This window comes from uncultured Thiodictyon sp. (genome assembly GCA_903837595.1).
Classification (GTDB): domain Bacteria; phylum Pseudomonadota; class Gammaproteobacteria; order Chromatiales; family Chromatiaceae; genus Thiodictyon.
Genome location: CAILVI010000207.1, coordinates 1 through 3,280, shown reverse-complemented (window position 1 = coordinate 3,280; position 3,280 = coordinate 1). Strand labels below are relative to the sequence as shown.

Below are 3,280 nucleotides of genomic sequence, written 5' to 3'. Positions count from 1 at the left end.
CATGGCTTGCAGGCGCGCAATCGTCGCGGCCGCCAGGTCCGGGTTGGTCATGATCCAGGTCTCGGTGATCTCGACCGCCAGGCCGCCGGGGGTCATACCCACCTCGGCACAGATGCCCGCAATCGTTGCGGCCAGGTTCGGGTCTTGGTTGTCGCGGCCCGATAGGTTGACCCAGACGGCGGCATCTGTCAGCAGACCCTGGTCGTGCCAGGCCTTCATCTGCGTGGCGGCGGTGCGCACTACCCAGGCGCTGAGCGGGACGATGAGCCCGATGGACTCCGCCAAGGGGATGAAGTGCCCTGGTTCGATCAGGCCGGCCACCGGGTGGTGCCAACGGATCAGTGCCTCGCAGCCGACCAGGCGTCCGGTCGCGAGCTCGACTTGGGATTGGTAGTAGAGCACGAACTGCCCACGGGCCAGCGCCTGGCGCAGGTCGCTCTCCAGCGAGACCAGGGCCAGTGCCTGCGCGGTCATCTCCTCGGTGTAAAAGCGAAAGGTGTCACGGCCCTTCTCCTTGGCGCGATACATGGCCGCATCGGCGTTGCGGACCAGGGCCTCCACGTCAGCGCCATCATCGGGGTAGAGGCAGATGCCAATACTGGCGGTGACATAGAGCCGCCGGTCGGCGACCTCGAAGGGTTCCTGGAAGGCCGCGACCAGCTTATGGGCGATCAGTCCCGCGTCGGCCCCCTGCGTCAATGCCCCCAGGACCACGGTGAACTCATCGCCCCCGACGCGGGCGACCGTATCGCCCTCCCGTACCAGGGCGCGCATGCGCCGGGCGGCCTCCTGCAGGATCAGGTCGCCGGTCGGGTGTCCCAGGCCGTCGTTGATCGACTTGAAGCGGTCCAGATCGACGAACAGCAGGGCGACCTTGTGCTGCTCGCGGTGCGCGTGGCGTAGCGCCTGGTGCAGGCGATCGGCGAACAGGAGGCGATTGGGCAGCCCGGTCAGTGGGTCGTGCTCGGCGAGGTGTTCCAGTTGGCGTTCGCGCTGCTGGAGCCGGGCGGTCAGGTGCAGGTGCGCAGTGATGTCGCGCGAGGACTCGATCACGCCCAGCACCGCGCCCGTGAGGTCGAGCAGCGGCGAGCCGATGACCTCGACCCAGTGGGTCTCACCGTCCGCCCCCAGGTCGCGATGGACCACCTTCACCGGCTTGCCACCCGCCAGGACTTCAGGCACCGGACAGCGATGATCCGCACTGTCGCACGGGGCGTTGCGGCCGTAGATGGCGCTGTAGCAGGTCATCCCACAGCGCCCTTCGGCCGGCACGCCAGCCCCCTGCCGTCCCGCCTGATTCATCAGTAAGATCCGGTAATCGGTGCTGATGACCACGATGGGCTCGCTGACCCCGTCGATGACCGACTGGAGAAAATGCCGCTCAGCCAGCAGCGCGGCGCGCGCCTGTGTGATCTCGGTGATGTCCGCCAGGATCACGCGGCAGGTGGACGGGGCCGCTTGAGGCAGGCGCGGCTGCTCGCAGCGCAGCGTCAGGCGCAGCTCCCGCCGAGTGGTCGGCGTGCGCCCCAGGCCGACCTCAATGGATTCCTCCTCACCCGTCGACAGCACCCGGCCAAGGCTGCTGAGCAGGGCGCGGCCGTCACCGGGGGCCAGCCGCGTCCCCAAAAACAGGCCCTCGCCCTGCAACCGCTCCACGCCCAACAACTGGGCCGCGGTCAGATTCAGTTGGGTGATTCGCCCCTCACGGGTGAGCGTGGCATAGGCCACCGGGGCGAAGTCATAGAGGTCCACGTAGCGATCACGGGATTCCTCCAGCGCCTGTTGGGCCGCGCGCAGTTCCCGGTTCTGGAGCTCCAGTTCAATCTGATGGACGTGCAGGTCATGGGCCACGCCTGCCGGGTCGGCAGCGTTGGGTGCCTCGCCGCGCAGCAGGTCGAGTCGCTCAGCCAGGATGCGGTCGGTCTGCTCGCTCAGAAAGGGCATGGTGGGTCCGGGGTGGGATGGTCCGGTCAGGGGGCCGACACGCGTCGGTACGGAAAAAGTTCGTCAACGGCCCCCCGCTCACCCTACCCAAGTGCGGGTGCCCCTCGGGGGATTGGTCGTACCTTCACTGCCCCAGCTTCTTGCCTCCTTGAGAGTGGGAAAAATGCCCAATTCATAGGCGGATAGCGTCGCCGCGTGCCTTATCAGCGCAATGATCGTTGCGTCTGTGGTGACATAGACGAAACGGATATTTGGATTGGTAAGGTTAGGGCCGTGGTTATACGTCGCCAGATATTCCACATCCTCTTTCGTGACAAAGACGCTTGTAACCTCGAGGAAGTCTGATATCTTGCAGCGAAGCATATCGAAGCGCGGGTCAGCAAAGACCACCTCTTGAGCTTGGTTGTATTCCTGTGCTGAAAGCTCACCCCAGAAGCGGGTATAGCTGCACCGCCCCTCCCACAAAACTTCATACGGCATTTTTCCCTCTTTGGGTCGACGGTCGGCAGGGGCGTGGCACCGCCGGGACGCGCACCCGGCGAGTGATTTGCCTACCTTCTGCTAATAGGGAGAGTTCACGACCACATACTGGACGCTGGTGCCGGAATAGCGCGGCTGATACCAGGTGGAACCACACCGCTGGTAGGTGACACCACCAGACTGGACCATCGAACAGGAGGGCGGCAGAGAATAGACGATCGACCCGATGACGGCCGCTGCCCCCACCACCGCCAAACCCGTTCCGACCGGGTGATTCCAGCCGTTATTGTAGCCGCCACGGTAGCCATTGACGTTCACGTTACGGTCGACGTTGACGTTGGCATTGCGAGTCACGTTGGCATTCACATTGCGATTAACGTTGGCGCTCGCATTGCGGTTGACATTGGCATTCACGTTGCGATTGACATTGGCATTCGCATTGCGGTTGACGTTGGCACCCCGGTTGACGTTGCCGCCACCGCCACCGTGGTTCACCGAGGTTCTGGCACCGCCGCCACCGCGGCCGCCGCCGCCGCCACCACCACCGGGCCGTGCCGCGGCATCCCAGGCCATCAGGGTAGACCCGAGACAGAGAGCGCCGGTAGCGGCCAGAACGAAGCTTGGTCTGGTTAGGAGTTTCATGTTGCGTCTCCTTAGTGCGTTGCCGCTGGTGTGGTGGTGGAGGAGGGGGTGGCTGCCGCCTCGTCTGGGGCCTTCTCGTCTTCGCTCTCGTCCCCGGCCGCCGCTTGGTCGACAATGGCAATGGCGTGATCGTCTTTGCCCGGGGTGAAGGTAAAGACCGCGTAACTGTTCAGGTACCCCTTGCCAGACAGCCGTCTAGGCGTGTACTTTGGTG

4 protein-coding genes are annotated in these 3,280 nt (G+C 64.7%); all 4 read right to left on the bottom strand.

Annotation, left to right across the window (positions count from 1 at the left end):
- Positions 1–1,944, bottom strand: a 1,944-nt coding sequence (locus tag QZY44_RS11200; RefSeq protein ID WP_295446190.1) for a diguanylate cyclase, incomplete at its 3' end; no start/stop codon positions are given.
- Positions 1,945–2,022: 78 nt separating this feature from the next.
- A complete protein-coding gene (locus QZY44_RS11195; protein WP_295446188.1) occupies positions 2,023–2,424 on the bottom strand; it encodes a hypothetical protein in 402 nt (133 codons plus the stop codon).
- An 81-nt stretch (positions 2,425–2,505) separates the two neighbouring features.
- Positions 2,506–2,997, bottom strand: a complete 492-nt coding sequence (locus tag QZY44_RS11190) for a DUF6515 family protein (protein ID WP_295446186.1) — start codon at positions 2,995–2,997, stop codon at positions 2,506–2,508.
- 80 nt (positions 2,998–3,077) lie between these two features.
- The coding region (locus tag QZY44_RS11185; RefSeq protein ID WP_295446184.1) for a hypothetical protein at positions 3,078–3,280 on the bottom strand (203 nt) is incomplete at its 5' end.